The sequence below is a fragment of the Foetidibacter luteolus genome (assembly GCF_009650435.1).
GTDB classification, from domain to species: domain Bacteria; phylum Bacteroidota; class Bacteroidia; order Chitinophagales; family Chitinophagaceae; genus Foetidibacter; species Foetidibacter luteolus.
This window is the reverse complement of the sequence record NZ_VVIP01000094.1, coordinates 36,333-52,016: the sequence shown is the minus strand read 5'-3', so window position 1 is coordinate 52,016 and position 15,684 is coordinate 36,333. Positions and strand designations below refer to the sequence as shown.

General features: G+C 45.8%; 11 protein-coding genes. 7 read left to right on the top strand and 4 right to left on the bottom strand.

Annotated features, from left to right (window positions below):
* Nucleotides 1-8 precede the first annotated feature (8 nt).
* Nucleotides 9-236: a hypothetical protein gene (locus F0364_RS27875; protein ID WP_153801108.1), complete on the top strand. Its 228-nt coding sequence runs from the start codon at nt 9-11 to the stop codon at nt 234-236.
* On the opposite strand, the gene F0364_RS27870 is transcribed toward F0364_RS27875, so the two are convergent.
* Nucleotides 233-1,372, bottom strand: a complete 1,140-nt coding sequence (locus F0364_RS27870; protein ID WP_153801107.1) for a glycoside hydrolase family 5 protein — start codon at nt 1,370-1,372, stop codon at nt 233-235. The two genes, F0364_RS27875 and F0364_RS27870, sit on opposite strands and share 4 nt — an antisense overlap.
* Nucleotides 1,373-1,788: 416 nt before the next feature.
* Between F0364_RS27870 and kdsA the strand changes: the two genes are divergently transcribed.
* The 5 genes from kdsA to trxB all read left to right on the top strand — a co-directional run bounded on the left by kdsA (nt 1,789) and on the right by trxB (nt 7,097).
* On the top strand, nt 1,789-2,613 hold the full coding sequence (gene kdsA, locus F0364_RS27865) for a 3-deoxy-8-phosphooctulonate synthase (RefSeq protein WP_153801106.1): 825 nt from the start codon (nt 1,789-1,791) through the stop codon (nt 2,611-2,613).
* A gap of 224 nt (nt 2,614-2,837) precedes the next feature.
* The gene (gene epsC / locus F0364_RS27860; protein WP_153801105.1) at nt 2,838-3,647 is read left to right on the top strand and encodes a serine O-acetyltransferase EpsC; all 810 of its coding nucleotides are present in this window, start codon (nt 2,838-2,840) and stop codon (nt 3,645-3,647) included.
* 164 nt (nt 3,648-3,811) lie between these two features.
* Nucleotides 3,812-4,723, top strand: a complete 912-nt coding sequence (gene cysK, locus F0364_RS27855; protein ID WP_153801104.1) for a cysteine synthase A — start codon at nt 3,812-3,814, stop codon at nt 4,721-4,723.
* A gap of 108 nt (nt 4,724-4,831) precedes the next feature.
* Complete coding sequence (locus tag F0364_RS27850; protein ID WP_153801103.1) at nt 4,832-5,752, top strand: DUF4249 domain-containing protein; 921 nt, start codon at nt 4,832-4,834, stop codon at nt 5,750-5,752.
* 391 nt (nt 5,753-6,143) lie between these two features.
* Nucleotides 6,144-7,097 (top strand): thioredoxin-disulfide reductase, encoded by a 954-nt coding sequence (gene trxB, locus F0364_RS27845; RefSeq protein WP_153801102.1) that lies wholly within the window; start codon nt 6,144-6,146, stop codon nt 7,095-7,097.
* Nucleotides 7,098-7,406: 309 nt separating this feature from the next.
* Here the strand turns inward: trxB and F0364_RS27840 are convergent, their stop codons facing one another.
* Nucleotides 7,407-9,938 (bottom strand): ATP-dependent Clp protease ATP-binding subunit, encoded by a 2,532-nt coding sequence (locus F0364_RS27840; protein WP_153801101.1) that lies wholly within the window; start codon nt 9,936-9,938, stop codon nt 7,407-7,409.
* 93 nt (nt 9,939-10,031) lie between these two features.
* Here F0364_RS27840 and F0364_RS27835 point away from each other — a divergent pair, with 93 nt between their 5' ends.
* Nucleotides 10,032-10,445, top strand: coding sequence for an STAS domain-containing protein (locus F0364_RS27835; RefSeq protein ID WP_153801100.1), 414 nt, complete (start codon nt 10,032-10,034; stop codon nt 10,443-10,445).
* A gap of 225 nt (nt 10,446-10,670) precedes the next feature.
* Here F0364_RS27835 and F0364_RS27830 read toward each other — a convergent pair whose 3' ends face one another.
* Both F0364_RS27830 and F0364_RS27825 read right to left on the bottom strand, forming a co-directional pair.
* Nucleotides 10,671-12,314: a UxaA family hydrolase gene (locus tag F0364_RS27830; protein ID WP_153801099.1), complete on the bottom strand. Its 1,644-nt coding sequence runs from the start codon at nt 12,312-12,314 to the stop codon at nt 10,671-10,673.
* A 520-nt stretch (nt 12,315-12,834) separates the two neighbouring features.
* Nucleotides 12,835-15,309 (bottom strand): glycoside hydrolase family 95 protein, encoded by a 2,475-nt coding sequence (locus F0364_RS27825; protein ID WP_153801098.1) that lies wholly within the window; start codon nt 15,307-15,309, stop codon nt 12,835-12,837.
* Between the last annotated feature and the right edge of the window lie 375 nt (nt 15,310-15,684).

The following is a 15,684-nucleotide window of genomic DNA, read 5'->3' as shown; positions in this document are numbered from 1 at the left end:
ATTGCAGCATGCGCAATACAACCAAGCTTAAGCATATACTTTCCAAATACAGCATAGACCTTTCTATGGATGATGACGGCTGTATGCAGCTTACCCTGGTTGACAAAACCGATGGCAGCATGCAAAGCTTTGAGAGCAGCTCTTACAGTACGCTTATTACCAAAGCCTATAGCAATTTATTAAAGCAGGTAAAGCCGGCAAAAGCAAAAAAAGTATGGTTGCCGCCCAACGCTTAGTACCTGCGCATCAAGTCAAGCAGTTTGCGGTCAAGTTTATGGCCATGCCAGTCCTCATAAGCCACATCTGTACGCCCGGAATCCAGCAGGCCAAAATCGCCAATAAAGTTCCAGGTGGCAAAACCTATTTTATTGGCAGACAGAATATCCAGCACATCAGTAAACCAGGCAATAAATACATCGTGTGGTGTTTTGTTCCAGCATCCGCATTCTCCGCAATGCACACCTACCCCCTGTTTGGTTAGCTCAACCCAGGGTTTATAGTACTCTTCCAGCATCGGCCGGCTAAAGTACTTATCACCTACCTGGCCGGGCCATTTCGGGTCGGGCAGGTTATTAACATCCTTATTGGCCCAGGGCGCTTTATAATGCGATATGGCGCCCGGGTAATATCCACGGCAGCTTTGCGCTATTTTTAAATCTGTTATTTCAGGTATGGGCGTATTGCCCACATTGTTGCCGTCGGCTATCACCAGGTGGCTGGCATTTTCGCTTCTTATGGCATCGGCGGCGCCCTTTGCTACTTTGCGGTAAACATCACCCGGTACCGGTCCTGATTTGGAATGCTGGTCGTTCATATCTTCCCGCATGCTGGGCTCGTTCACCAGATCAAAACTTATTTTACCGGCGCTGGTGTTCTTATACTTCTTCGCCCACATACCCCAGTGATAATAAAATGCTTTCTGCGCTTCTTCATCCTTCCACAAATTATAAGGCTCATGAAATCCGGAATTTATACAATAACCCGGCGCCCGGTGCAGGTTAAGGCTAACATGCAGGTTGTATTTGTGTGCATTGGCCACCAGTGCCTCAATGCGGTCTGTTGCTGCTGTGTTTATCTTATACACGTCGCTGGGCACAATATCCTTTGCCCGGTCTATATCCAGGTAGTATGGGTAAGCAATGGGTATCCTTACAAAATCAAAGCCCCAATCCTGCATCCATTTAAAATGCTCTTCTGTTGTAGGTTGTTTGGTCGGCGTAGGGCTGGGCGAAAAAAAGTCCAGCAGGTTAAAGCCCTTCCACTTGGGCAAGGTATTGCCTCCCTGGGGTAAAAATGCGGAAGCCTTTACGTGTGCAAGCGCAAAACCGGCTGTAGCAAGGCTGCCGGCAGCTATAAACTTTCGTCTGTTCATCGTGCTATCGTTTGGTAAACATGTTTAAAAGAAATTTTTTTGTAGCCCAACGGCATTGCTGCTATAAGGCTTTACTTGCGTCGCACTCTTGTACGTTCTGTTCGCTACGCGGCTTTTCCCACCAGGTAACTTTTGTACTTGCCGCCTTCGGCGCCAATTTCATTGTAGCATGATAAAGAAATCATACAATAGCTAAAATGCGGCAATGCATATCACACAAGCAAAGACTAAAATAGCCAGCTTTGCCGGCTATTAGTGATACTATTTTTGCTATTGTTACAGATTATTTTCAACAGGGGCCACTAACAATATGTTGCCCGAAATAATGCATTTAGATACCCGCATCTTTATTTAAAATCAGCTCTTTGGGTTCTAACCATGTATAGCAGCATATTACTATACGCTATCTTTGCCCGATGGAAAATTTTTTGAAACACCTGTTCAGCAACCAGCAATACGATGAGCAAAACTTCTTTTTAATTGCAGGGCCCTGTGTAGTGGAAAGTGAAGAACTGGTAATGGAAGTAGCCGATAAGGTCTCTGTTATTTGCCGCAACCTGGGCATACCCTATGTTTTTAAATCTTCGTACAGAAAAGCTAACCGGACCAGTAGCAACTCATTTACCGGCATAGGCGACGAAGCAGCTTTGCAACTTGTAAAGAAAGTGGGTGATAAATACCAGCTACCCACCACTTCAGATATTCATGCGCATGATGAAGCCGCTGTTGCCGCTAAGTATATTGACATATTGCAGATACCGGCCTTTCTTTGCCGGCAAACAGACTTACTGGTTGCCGCCGCGGAAACGGGCAAAATTGTAAATGTGAAAAAAGGCCAGTTTTTAAGCGGCCCTTCCATGAAGTTTGCCGCCGAAAAAATAAGGGGCGCCGGTAATGAGAAAGTAATACTTACAGAACGGGGTAACACTTTTGGTTACCAGGACCTGGTGGTTGATTACCGCAACATACCCTGGATGAAAGAACACAACGCACCAGTTGTGATGGATTGTACACATAGCCTGCAACAGCCCAATCAAACATCGGGCGTTACCGGCGGCAATCCGCAATTGATAGGCACCATAGCCAGCGCCGCTATTGCTACCGGCGCTGACGGCCTGTTTATTGAAACCCACCCCAACCCGGCGGTTGCCAAAAGCGATGGCGCCAATATGCTGAAGCTTGACTTGCTGGAAGGTTTGCTGGCAAAACTTGTTAAGCTTAGAAAAGCCGTTAACGGGTAAATATTTTGCCCAGCCAGGCTGAGTAACGATATTAACCTTGCTTTACAAAACATTTTGCCATTGTATTATTTAGTCTATTAATTTTGTAGCCAATCTAAAAAATATGCAGGCAGCCTTTTTCAATACTTGTTGTTGTTTACACAGTTGAGAAGGGTTGTTGTGTACGTATATAATCTGCCCTTCCGGTTACGCGAAGGGTTTTTTTGTTTTATGAAAGCATTTGTATGAAATATCCCGGCTTTATTTTAAGTGATAACCTCCCCTCCAGCAAAGAGATTCACCAATTTACTGAATCGCTTATTTGCTATTTGTTTCCTGTAACTGACGAGCCTGAACTTTTTCTGCAACACCACGAGGTAACCTTGTATAAGCTGCAGAAAAACCTTATTGACTTAATTGAATCAGTTGACAAAAAGCAGTTACTGGAGAAGGAAATCATTGCCGATGAATTCTGCAACTCGCTGGAAGAAGTGAAAGACATGTTGCTCACTGATGCCAGGTTGATACTGGAATTTGACCCTGCAGCCACTTCGCTGGAAGAAATTATCCTTTCATATCCCGGTTTTTATGCCATTATGGTACACCGGCTGGCCCACTTGCTTTACCAGGTAAAAGTGCCGTTGGTGCCACGCATTATGAGTGAATGGGCGCATAGCAAAACAGGTATAGACATTAACCCCGGGGCAAGTATTGGCTGCCCGTTTTTTATAGACCACGGTACAGGTGTAGTAATAGGCGAAACCACCGTTATTGGCAATAACGTAAAAATTTACCAGGGCGTAACCCTTGGCGCACTGGCCGTACGCAAAGAAGATGCCCAAAGCAAGCGCCATCCTACTATTGAAGATGATGTAATTATTTACGCCGGCAGCACCATACTGGGCGGAAACACGGTTATTGGCCGGGAAAGCATTATTGGGGGTAATACCTGGATAACCAAGAGTGTGCCGCCGTTTAGTATTGTGTACCACAAAAATCAAACGGTGGTAAATGACAGAAGGGACCTGGAAGAACCCATCAACTTTGTAATATAACCCGGGCTTCTGTAAGGGTCTGAAAAGCCGCCCATTGAACCAGGCGATGAAAGGATTGCGACGCAACTGGGCTGCTATGAAAGGCCGGACGCTGGTATCTACAAATTCCTGGCCCCGGCTGCTCAATTTTATCATATATCCACAACAATAATCTTAGCAACAAAATGAAAGCGAACAGCATTTTAGAAACGATAGGAAATACCCCTCATGTGCGTATCAACAGGTTGTACCCGGATACCGTTGAAGTCTGGAGCAAACTGGAACGGGCCAACCCCGGCGGCAGTATTAAAGACAGGATTGCGCTATCCATGGTAGAAGACGCGGAAAAGAAAGGCCTGCTGAATAAAGAAAGTGTAATTATAGAGCCAACCTCTGGCAATACCGGCATAGGCCTTGCCATGGTAGCCGCGGTTAAAGGTTACAAACTGATACTGGTAATGCCAGAAAGCATGAGTGTAGAGCGCCGCAAATTAATGAGCGTGTACGGCGCCACTTTTGAACTTACCCCACGTGAAAAAGGCATGAAAGGCGCTATTGAAAAAGCCAAAGAGCTGGTTGCCTCCACCCCTCATGCATGGATGCCCCAGCAGTTTGATAACCCAGCCAATGTAGAAATACATGTAAAAACAACGGCGGCCGAGGTACTGTCAGACTTTCCAGAGGGACTTGATTATCTTATAACCGGCGTTGGTACCGGCGGCCATATTACCGGTGTGGCCACATTACTTAAGAAAACATTTCCCAACCTTAAAGTCTTTGCCGTAGAGCCGGAGCTTTCGCCCGTTATCAGCGGCGGAAGCCCTGCCCCCCACCCCATACAAGGCATTGGCGCCGGCTTTATTCCGGCCAACCTGCACACCAATATACTGGATGGCGTAATTACCGTTGGTAAAGATGAAGCTTACGAATTTACCCGCCGGGCCGCATTGGAAGAAGGTATTTTTCAGGGCATATCCAGCGGGGCTACCATGGCCGCCCTTGCTAAAAAAGTAAAAGACATACCCGCGGGCAGCAAAGTGCTTATTTTTAACTACGATACCGGTGAAAGATACTTAAGTATAGAAGGCTTATTTTAGCCTTAACGGTTGCATTATGCCAGCAATACACTTACAGTAAAAACGGTAGCGGCTGACAGCTTTTCCGGCAGGCCAGTTTAGCACCGTTTTTGCTTAAAATAAGGCAATATGTTGGTAAAAAGCAGGCATTGGTTTTGGTTTTTGGTTTTGCTATCATGTGCATTCATCTCTTCCTGCGAGAAGGAGATTAAGCTGGCTGTAGAAGACCAGCCGGCCAAAGTAGTGGTAGATGCACGGATAGAAAACGACCAGCCACCTGTAGTGGTGCTTTCCAATTCGCTTAAATATTTCAGCAAGATTAACCCGGAAGAATTGGCCGCATCTTTTATACACGATGCGGATATTACAGTAAGCAACGGCTCTTTAACACACAAGCTGCGGGAGTATTCGCAAACGGATGACAGCAGTGGCTATATCGTTTACTTTTACACGGTTGATTCCTCCGATTTGTCCACCGCCTTTGTTGGCCGTTTTAACAGCAGCTACCAGTTGCACATAACTACGCCGGACGGAAAGAAATACCAGGCAGAAACAAGGATTACCAGCGTAAAGAAAACCTGCGATTCACTGTGGTGGATGGAACCGCCGGAAAATGTGAAAGACCGGACACTGGCCGTGGTAATGGGCCGTTTTACAGACCCTAAGGGATATGGTGATTATGTAAGGGCTATGACAAGTGTGAACAGCGAACCTTTCTATACGCCTTACACCTCTGTTTTTGACGACCTTGTTACAGATGGCACTACTTATAACTTTCGGGTTGACAAAAGCTATAGCCGCAACGAAGAAAGGCCAGACATTACCGGCGACGATTATGGCTTTTACAAGCGTGGCGATACGGTAACCCTTAAGTTGTGCAACCTGGATAAAACTACTTTTGATTTTTGGCGCACCTGGGAGTATTCATGGCAGGCAACGGGCAACCCGTTTTCATCGCCCATAAAAGTTTTGGGCAATGTATCCAACAATGCGCTGGGCGCCTTTTATGGCTATGCCGCGCAGTACCGCACCATCATTATCCCCAAATAACCCACTAATTGTGCAAATCGTAACTGCGGAATGGGTGTGACGCCTATTTTTGCAGGCAGTTCTTTGGAGAATAATGAGCAGGTAGCAGGTTTTTAGGGCGTGCCCCCAAGCTATCGCAAGGGGTCGGGCAGAACTTCGTTCGCAACCTTCGTCAAAGCAACATTCAGTTGCTTTTTCTCGGTTGTGCTGCAATCCCTCACGCACCCACCGGGTAAACGTTGGTTTGCCGGCAGGCTGTAAGCTTGAGTCACTGTCGGCTGTCAGCCTGAGCTTGTCGAAGGCGGGGTAGCTAACACGGTTTTAACCAGCTTAGCGGTATTGGTTTTATTATGAAAGCCACATTAATTCACCATTGACAATTCACCATTAACGATACTAAAAAAATATAAGCATGGCAAATGAAGTAGCAGAAAAAGTACATTGTTTAATTATAGGCTCGGGCCCGGCAGGATATACTGCCGCCATATATGCTGCCCGTGCCAACATGAAGCCCGTTTTATACCAGGGCATTCAGCCGGGCGGCCAGTTGACAATTACAACAGAAGTTGAAAATTATCCCGGCTATGCAGACGGTGTGCAGGGCCCGGAAATGATGGTACATTTTGAAAAGCAGGCGGCCCGAATGGGTGCGGATATACGTTTTGGCCTGGCTACCAATGTAGATTTTGCAGGCCCCGTACATAAAGTACAAATTGACGAAGGCAAATGGATTGAAGCCGATACGGTTATTGTTTCCACCGGCGCTTCTGCCAAATGGCTGGGGCTGGAAAGCGAACAACGGCTGAACGGTTACGGCGTTAGCGCCTGTGCCGTTTGCGATGGTTTTTTCTTTCGTGGTAAAGAAGTGGCCATAGTAGGGGCCGGAGATACTGCCTGCGAAGAAGCTGTGTATCTTTCCAAACTGGCCAGTACAGTGCACATGATTGTACGTAAAGGTCAAGATGGCATGAAAGCCAGCAAGATTATGCAGGACAGGGTAAAGAATACGGCCAACATAAAAATATACTGGCATTCAGAAACCCTGGAAGTGGTGGGAGAAAACAAGGTAACCTCCGTGAAAATTAAAAACAATGAAACAGGCCAGGAGCAGGAAATACCTGTAAGCGCTTTTTTTGTTGCCATTGGCCACCAACCCAACAGTGATATTTTCAAAGGCTGGCTTGATATGGATGAAGCCGGTTATATTCAAACTATTCCGGGGTCATCCAAAACAAATGTAGAAGGCGTGTTCGCTGCCGGCGATGTACAGGATAAAATATACCGCCAGGCTGTAACGGCTGCAGGCAGTGGCTGTATGGCAGCGCTGGATGCAGAAAGGTATTTAAGTGCTAAAGGAGTGGTATAATTGCCTTGCAAAAGGTCATCATAAATAAAGCCCCGTTTGCCGGGGCTTTATTTTAAACAGTTCGTGCTTTGGTATTAAGTATACTTTGTCATTTATTCTCTTTGTAACAAATATGCTAAAGTCAATGAAAGATGATAGCACAGTGATGAGTAGAGTTACCAACCGTACAAGTGTGCGACGCAACGATGCCCGATAGCAGTCTTGCAGCCGGGCTCATAAAACAACCGCACCTACCAGCGAATAACCGCCGATAAAAGTAACAAAAAAGGCCGGGGCAAGCCCCGGCCTTTTACTATGCATAAGTGTTTTTTAAACACTCGCTTTTTCTTCTTTCTGCTTAAAGTCGAATATTATTTTACCCGCTTCTTTATCAAGATCGGCCAGCAGAATATCGCCCTGCTTTACGTTCATATTCAGGATCTCTTCGGCCAAGGGGTCTTCCAGGTATTTTTGGATGGCCCTGTGCAGTGGCCTTGCACCAAACTGAACATCATATCCCTTTTCCGCGATAAAATCTTTGGCCTCGGGTGTAAGCTCTAATGAGAAGCCCAAAGTAACCAGGCGTTTCATTACCCCCTTCATCAGGATATCAATGATTTCAAAGATATTTTCTTTGTTAAGGGAGTTAAATATCACCACATCATCTATACGGTTGAGGAACTCAGGGGAGAAAGTACGTTTTAAAGCTTTTTCAATTACCGCTTTGTTGTTCTCATCCTGGTTTTGCAAACGGGCAGCGGTTGCAAAACCTACCCCGTCCCCAAATTCTTTCAACTGGCGTACGCCAATGTTGGAAGTCATGATGATGGTAGTGTTTTTAAAATCAACCTTTCTTCCAAGCCCATCTGTCAACTGGCCGTCATCCAACACCTGTAAAAGAATGTTGTAAATATCTGGATGCGCTTTTTCAATTTCATCCAACAGGATTACGCTGTACGGTTTGCGGCGCACTTTTTCTGTTAACTGGCCACCTTCTTCATAACCCACATAACCGGGAGGAGCACCTATCAAACGGCTAACCGTAAATTTCTCCATATACTCACTCATGTCAATCCTGATGAGGGAGTCTTCAGAATCGAACATATACCTGGCCAATGCCCTTGCCAACTCGGTTTTACCTACGCCGGTAGGCCCCAGGAAAATGAATGTTCCAATCGGCTTTTTAGGGTCTTTTAAACCAACGCGGTTACGCTGTATGGCCTTCACCACTTTGCTGATAGCTTCATTCTGGCCAACTACCATACCCTTCATATCCTCACCCATTTTGCGGAGCTTTTCGCTTTCAGCCTGCACCATCCTTTTAACAGGAATGCCGGTCATCATGCTCACCACTTCGGCAATGGCCTCTTCATCTATGGGGTAGCGTTTGTGCTTGCTTTCTTCTTCCCACTGGTTTTTGGCTTTTTCCAGTTCCTCGCCCAGGCGTTTTTCTGTATCACGAAGCGCTGCAGCTTCTTCAAAACGCTGGCTTTTAACCACTTTATTCTTTTCTTGCTTAATATCCTCAATCTGCTTTTCCAGGTCAAGAATGTTTTGCGGAACGTTAATGTTTTTAAGGTGCACCCTTGCGCCTACTTCATCCAGTACATCAATCGCTTTATCGGGCAACAGCCTGTCTGTCATATAACGGTCGCTCAGCTTAACGCAGGCATCAATAGCATCTTCACTATAAGACACATTGTGGTAATCTTCGTATTTGCTTTTGATGTTGGTAAGTATCTGGATAGTTTCTTCTACAGTTGGCGGATCAACCATCACTTTCTGGAAACGGCGGTCAAGAGCGCCGTCTTTTTCTATGTACATCCTGTATTCATCCAGTGTAGAAGCGCCTATGCACTGGAGTTCTCCACGGGCAAGTGCCGGTTTAAATATGTTGCTTGCATCAAGCGAACCGCTGGCGCCACCAGCACCTACAATTGTGTGAATTTCATCTATGAACAAGATAACATCCCTGTTCTTTTCCAATTCATTCATGATGGCCTTCATACGCTCTTCAAACTGGCCGCGGTATTTGGTACCTGCCACCAGGGCCGCAAGGTCAAGAGAAATTACTCTTTTATCAAACAGCACCCTGCTTACCTTGCGCTGTACTATACGCAGCGCCAACCCTTCTACTATCGCTGTTTTACCCACACCCGGTTCGCCGATAAGAATAGGATTGTTCTTTTTACGGCGGGACAATATCTGCGAAACCCTTTCAATTTCTTCCTCCCTGCCAACTATGGGGTCAAGGGCGCCGGTTTCTGCCAATTTGGTAATATCCCGTCCAAAATTATCCAGCACAGGTGTTTTGCTTTTGGCCGCACCCTGCTGCTTGCTTCTTTGTTGCGAAGATGAATAACCTTTCCTTTCATCTTCAAAATCGTCATCATTTTCTTCAGTGTACTCACTGCGTGGATCATTGCTCTTTACCATACCTAATTCGTTTCTGAAAATATCATAGTCCACATCAAACTGACCAAGAATTTGCGTGGCAATATTTTCTTTGTTCTTTAAAATAGAAAGCATCAAATGTTCCGTTTCAACAAGAGGACTTTTTAAAGCTTTCGCTTCCAAAACGGTTACCCGTATTACTTTTTCTGCCTGTTTGGTCAAAGGCAAACTGTTAATATTAGCAATATTCTTACCCGTTTTATCTTTTACAGCCAGCTCAACTTCCTTACGCAACTCATACAAATCAACATTCAATTGCTTCAGTATTTTGATGGCCGTATTCTCTCCCTCCCTTATCAGGCCCAGCAGCAAATGCTCCGTTCCTATAAAGTCATTTCCCAACCTTAGCGCCTCCTCCCTGCTAAACGAAATAATCTCCTTTACCTGGGCCGAAAAATTATTATCCATATTAAATAAATTAGAATTGATACAATTATAACGAATATTTTTGAGCCGAATTCTGCACCGCTTTGTCCTGTCTGTTAAACCTTAATAAGTCGTATGCAAGTCAAAATTGATACCAGAGAGAAATTTACAGTAATTACGCCTGATGTTGATGCTTTGTCTGACAATTTAACAGATGAACTCGCAAAACTTATACAAACAAATTCTCAACCGGATATTGGAAACGTTGTACTCAATTTAAAGAATGTATCTGTAATTGATGAAAGCTCTGTGATAAAGTTAGTGAATTTGCAACAGCATTTTTACGAAAAAAACGCTTCTTTCGTCATTTGCGAGGTAAACGAAAAACTGGAAGAACAGTTGGAAGAATATGAAGCTTTGGATATAATGAACATAACCCCCACCGAAAGCGAAGCCTGGGATATTGTACAGATGGAAGAAATTGAACGGGAATTAATGGACGATGATGAGCCATTGTTCAACAACCATAAAGAAGAGGAAGAAAAGTAGAATTTTAACCGGCAAAACAATCACTTTTTGCCGATACTTTTGATACCAGCTATATAGTTTCATGGCATCGCCTGTTGCGTCGCAATCCTTTCATCAGTTGGTTCATTGGGCAGCTTTTCAGCCCCATAGGTAATAAAGTTTCCGGCACCTGCGGTGGCAGAAACAAAACCGCAAAAAATAACCGGGCTTTCGCCCGGCTACAAGAGTTCAATATTTCATTTTACTTTAAAGGCTTACCCCACGTTTCCAGACAATAAAATCATCCTGGCCATGTTTAACCGCCGCTACAACCTGTTCCCCGCTGGCTACTTTAACAACATACTCCAAAATACGTTCACCCGCCTGTTCAATGGTTTCCTCACCGTCTATAATGGTACCTGTGTTAATATCAATTATGTCGGGCATTTTATTGTACAAAGCTGTATTGCTGGATAATTTGATTACCGGGGTAATAGGATTGCCGGTAGGTGTGCCCAGGCCGGTGGTAAACAGCACAACATTGGCGCCGCTGCCCACTTCCGCGGTGGTACTCTCTACATCGTTGCCAGGCGTACATAGCAGGTTAAGGCCGGGCTTGGTTACTTTTTCAGGATAGTCCAGCACATCCGTTACCGGAGAACTGCCACCTTTTTTAGCCGCGCCGGCACTTTTTATGGCATCTGTTATCAATCCGTCTTTAATGTTGCCGGGCGAGGGATTCATATCAAACCCGCTGCCTACAGCTTTAGCCCGGTTGTTATACACAGTCATCAGTTCATTAAAACGCAGGGCTGTGGTTTCGTCAACACACCGGTCGCTTAGCTCCTGTTCAACACCGCAAAGCTCCGGAAACTCAGACAGTATTACACTGCCACCTAACGCCACCAGCAAATCTGATGTGTAGCCGATGGCAGGGTTGGCAGATATGCCGCTAAAGCCATCGGAACCACCACACTCCAGCCCTATTACCAGCTTACTTAAAGGCGCAGGTTTGCGCTCTTGTTTATCGGCAATGGTAAGGCCTTCAAAGGTTTTGCGTATGGCCTCAGCCATTACATCTTTTTCGAGCCCTATTTTTTGTTGCTCAACAAGGTATAAAGGCTTATCAAAACCGGCGGAGCGTTTGGCTATTTCCTCCTGCAGGATGGAAAACTGGGCATTCTGGCAACCCAGGCTAAGTACTGTAGCGCCGGCCACATTGCTGTGGGTAATATAGCCTGCGAGCAAGCCGCACAAAGCCCTTGCATCCTGCCTGGTGCCGCCGCAACCGCCATCATGCAACAAGAACTTAATGCCATCTACGTTCTTAAATAACCTGTCTTCCTTATTTGCGGAAGGTGTGTACTCTACGGTTATTTCGCTGATATTTTTGCCAGCCTTATACGACGAAATAATTTCATCCGTAAACTGGTTATACTTGTTCTTTCTGCCATAGCCGAGCTTTTCCACCAATGCTTCACGCAACACTTCCACATTGCGGTTTTCGCAAAAAACCAATGGCACGATTACCCAATAATTGGCTACCCCCACGCTGCCATCGCCACGATGATACCCGTTGAATGTTGCCTCTTTCCATCTGGATACATCCGGCACATGCCACTCTGTTTTACGCTTACCAAGCGTAAACGAATCTGATGCGTGCTGCAGGTTTTCAACAGATATCCTGGCCGCTTTAGGTATCGCCGTTTTTGCTTTGCCCACAAGCACGCCATACATATATACCTCATCGCCGGGCTGTAGCTCCTGTGTAGTAAATTTATGCTTGGCTGCCACAGGTTCGGCAGTTACAAACTCTTCGCCATTATAGGTAAAATGTTCTCCTTTGTCCAAATTACGCAATGCCACTATCACATTGTCTTTCGGATGCACTTTTGTAATTGCGTGTTTCATGTTGTATTTGTTTAAATTTATTTGTTGCGGGTTAACAGTTACCTGTTGCCGTTTTCTTTCCTTTATACTTCTGTTGATTATGCCAACCACACCTGTTTACTTTGGCTAAAGCCAAACCACATAATGTTACGTTAACCCAAGGCTTAAGCCTTGGGTTAACAGGAGCCTGGCCGCACTGGCTTTAGCCAAAGTTTTACCGGTTTTACATTGCGTGTTCTTACTTCGCCAAAGCCTGTATCACCATGCTGAATAGAGAGCAAAACGCAGAAGAGTGCGACGCAACGATGCTTCATGCTTATTCTCAAAGCCGGGTACCCACACTACCTAAATGGGCTTATCAAACCCCTTTTAAGTTGTCCATTGCTCACTGCCCGCCGCTGACCATTCACTATTTATTGTCATTTAGTTAAGAAACGAATGTCAGGTTGAACTTGTCGAAACCGCTTTATGTATCTTGCTTTTCACGCATCCGCCTTCGACAGGCTCAGGCTGACATCCTTAACTAAAAGACATTGATTTACTATTCACTACTCACCACTTCATATTTTTTACCTTTCTCTGTGTTAAAAGACAGCACATAACCACTGGCTGTGTTGGTTGCCTTTGCGCTTATGCCTTTTACACCTACTTTATTAGCCGTGCGGATATTGCAAACACCACCATTTAAGGAAGTGATAACCGCGTTTTGAACAAGTTGGTTGTTCCAGTTTATACTAACTTCAAAACCGCCCCTTGCACGCAAGCCTTTTACCGAGCCGGAGGCCCATTTTGCCGGTATGGCCGGCAGTAAATGCAACTCATTATTCTGGCTTTGCAGCAACATTTCCGCCACGCCGGCCGTACCGGCAAAGTTACCATCAATCTGGAACGGCGGATGCGCATCGAAAAGGTTGGGATAAGCACCACCATGCGAACCATAATCCGTAGCCGTTTCCTTAGTAAGGCGCAGCAGATTGCGGTACAGTTTGTAGGCATGGTCGCCATCCAGCAGGCGGGCCCAGAAATTTACTTTCCATGCAAGGCTCCAGCCTGTGCCATCATCGCCACGAAGTTCCAGTGTACGTTTTGCCGCATTTGCCAGCACAGGTGTTGTAACCGGTGAAATTTGCGTTGCGGGATGCAGCGCATACAGGTGCGAAACATGCCTGTGGTGGGGTTCCGGGTCCTCATAATCCTGGAACCATTCCTGCAGGTTGCCCTTGCGGCCGATGCGAAAGGGGTATAACCTGGCTATTTTTTTCTGAAGTGTATCGGTAAAAGCTTTATCGGTACCCAGTATTTTTCCGGCTGTTACCAGGTTGCCGAACAAATCCCTGATGATACTGATATCCATGGTAGTTGCGATGGATATAGAAGACTGTTTTTTGCCGTCGAAAAAATACTCGTTCTCCGGTGAGAAGGACGGAGCCGTTACAAGATAACCGCTATCATCTGTAACCAACCATCGCAGGGCAAATTCAGCAGCCCCTTTCATGATAGGATAGGCTGTTTTTTCCAGGAATTTTTTGTCCCCCGTAAACAGGTAATGTTCCCACAAATCGCGGCTCATCCAGTTGGCGCCCATTGACCAGTTGGCCCATTTGGGGTCGCCACTGCCCACATTACCTACGGCGTTGGACAGTGCCCATATATCTGAATTATGATGCGCCACCCAGCCCTTATCAATACCATAAAATTCTTTTGCAGTAACCGCACCGGTAACAGAAAGATTCTTTACCAGGTCCAGCGCAGGCTGGTGAAGCTCAGATAAATTTCCAACCTCTGAAGGCCAGTAGTTCATCTGTGTATTGATATTGATGGTGTAGTTAGAGCTCCATGGCGGCTGCATCATATTGTTCCATATACCCTGCAGGTTGGCCGGTGCATTTGGCGTACGGGAAGATGCTATCAGCAGGTAACGCCCATACTGGAAATACAATGCTTCCAGGCCATCATCATCTCCGCCTTTTGTGTACGCCTCCAGCCTTTCATCTGTTGGCAGGCTGGCCTTACTGCTTTGGCTATTGTTAAACGCTAAAGAAACACGGTTAAAGAAATGCTGATAGTCGGCAAGGTGCTCTTTAAGCAAGGATGAATAATTCTTGTTAAGACTTTGTTGCAGGTAACGAAGTGCAAGCTGGTGTTCATCCTTGCCTTCACTATCGGGGCATTTGTCAAAACTATTGAAGCTTGTGGCAGCAGATACGAAGAGCAACACTTCTGACGCATCTTTGATTGTAATACCGCTGGTATCTGTACTTACCATTCCATCCTGGGTTACCGCTTTCACCAGCATTTCAAACCGCATGCCGTTACACCCGGAAGCGTCTTCATAAATAATGGGTTCTTTACTGCTGTGATAATTGGGATCTGAATGCGCCGGTGCTTTGCCCTTCAACAGCAGCAAATCTTTACCCGCGGCTTCGTTGTGGTGCCTTATTAAACTGTTTGCCTTAATAAGTGCACTTATCTGCTTCGGCTTACTTGCCGAAAGCTTTATTACGATAACCTGTGCCGGGGCTGAAGCAAATATTTCCCGCTTATAATCAACTCCGTTAACAGTAAAACTGGTAGTGGTAACCGCATCGGCAATGTTTAAGTTACGTTTGTAGGAAGCAGGGGTATTACTATTACCGCCGAACTTTTGCCGGATCAGCAAATCGCCGAGCGGAAGGTAGTTTTGAGAGTATACGCCCTGCATGTGCCTGGCCAGTTTGTAGGCACTGTCATAATCATGACGGAACAAGGCTTCCCTTACCTGCGGCAGGTAATCTTTTGACTGAGGGTTAACATTGTGTTTAACAGGCCCGCCTGACCACAATGTTGCTTCATTCAACTGCAGCAACTCTTCATCCACCCTACCAAACACCATTGCACCCAGGCGGCCATTGCCAACGGGCAAAGCCTCTGTCCAAACGGCGGCTGGTTGCCTATACCAAAGGGTTAAGTCATCCTGGGCAAGTGCATTGGTGATGCTGAGGGCAAAGAAGATAAAAAGTATCGCTATGTTCTTCATAATCTTAGAATGTCTTTTTGTTTTAAGGGTTTATAAGCTTTGATCCGGCTGAATTGCTGAAATATTATACTACCTGCATCGCCTCACCTCCAACCCCTCGCCGCCCGGAGAGGGGCAATAAGCCCTGGGTTTAATTAGACGTTCTTGAAAGGCTTAAGCCAAAGTTTATTCCCGCATACTTCATTTTACCCAACACTGAACAAGTTACACTATGGTGAGTAGCATTACCGAACGTACAAGTGAGTGACACAACGATGCTTAATAGTAGCAATACAGCTAAGGCCATAAAAAGCTACGAGCTATGAGCTATGAGCTATGAGCTTTGAGCTGCGAGCTGCGAGCTTTGAGCAGTACCTGTAGCCCGCAGCTTTACGC

What these genes read in the sequence shown, in the direction of transcription:
- F0364_RS27825 (WP_153801098.1), bottom strand. Translation starts at nt 15,309, where the DNA reads ATGAAGAACATAGCGATACTTTTTATCTTCTTTGCCCTCAGCATCACC.
- F0364_RS27875 (WP_153801108.1), top strand. Translation starts at nt 9, where the DNA reads ATGCGCAATACAACCAAGCTTAAGCATATACTTTCCAAATACAGCATA.
- F0364_RS27830 (WP_153801099.1), bottom strand. Translation starts at nt 12,314, where the DNA reads ATGAAACACGCAATTACAAAAGTGCATCCGAAAGACAATGTGATAGTG.
- F0364_RS27850 (WP_153801103.1), top strand. Translation starts at nt 4,832, where the DNA reads ATGTTGGTAAAAAGCAGGCATTGGTTTTGGTTTTTGGTTTTGCTATCA.
- trxB (WP_153801102.1), top strand. Translation starts at nt 6,144, where the DNA reads ATGGCAAATGAAGTAGCAGAAAAAGTACATTGTTTAATTATAGGCTCG.
- F0364_RS27870 (WP_153801107.1), bottom strand. Translation starts at nt 1,372, where the DNA reads ATGAACAGACGAAAGTTTATAGCTGCCGGCAGCCTTGCTACAGCCGGT.
- F0364_RS27840 (WP_153801101.1), bottom strand. Translation starts at nt 9,938, where the DNA reads ATGGATAATAATTTTTCGGCCCAGGTAAAGGAGATTATTTCGTTTAGC.
- cysK (WP_153801104.1), top strand. Translation starts at nt 3,812, where the DNA reads ATGAAAGCGAACAGCATTTTAGAAACGATAGGAAATACCCCTCATGTG.
- kdsA (WP_153801106.1), top strand. Translation starts at nt 1,789, where the DNA reads ATGGAAAATTTTTTGAAACACCTGTTCAGCAACCAGCAATACGATGAG.
- F0364_RS27835 (WP_153801100.1), top strand. Translation starts at nt 10,032, where the DNA reads ATGCAAGTCAAAATTGATACCAGAGAGAAATTTACAGTAATTACGCCT.
- epsC (WP_153801105.1), top strand. Translation starts at nt 2,838, where the DNA reads ATGAAATATCCCGGCTTTATTTTAAGTGATAACCTCCCCTCCAGCAAA.